This window comes from Flavobacterium celericrescens (assembly GCF_011392075.1).
Classification (GTDB): Bacteria; Bacteroidota; Bacteroidia; order Flavobacteriales; family Flavobacteriaceae; genus Flavobacterium; species Flavobacterium celericrescens.
In genome coordinates this window covers 1-250 of the sequence record NZ_JAAJBV010000029.1, presented here as the reverse complement: position 1 = coordinate 250, position 250 = coordinate 1, and the positions used below count along the sequence as shown (strand labels likewise).

At 38.4% G+C, this 250-nt stretch carries 1 protein-coding gene; it reads left to right on the top strand.

The features are described from left to right. The coding region (locus G4L40_RS12905) for an HYR domain-containing protein (protein WP_166237594.1) at positions 1-250 on the top strand (250 nt) is incomplete at both ends.

Genomic DNA, 250 nt, shown 5'->3' with positions numbered 1-250 from the left:
ATTGTTATGCAATAAACGTTGTTTTAGGTACACCAGTTACATCAGACAACTGTTCAGTAGTAAGTGTAAGTAATGATGCACCAGCTTCATTCTCAATAGGTAATACAACTGTAACATGGACGGTAGTAGATGGTTCAGGTAACACTGCAACAGCTACTCAAGTTGTAACGGTAGAAGATAACGAGTTGCCTACTATCGTAGCACCAATTGCTATCAATACCACAACAAATACAGATTGTACAAGAACAGG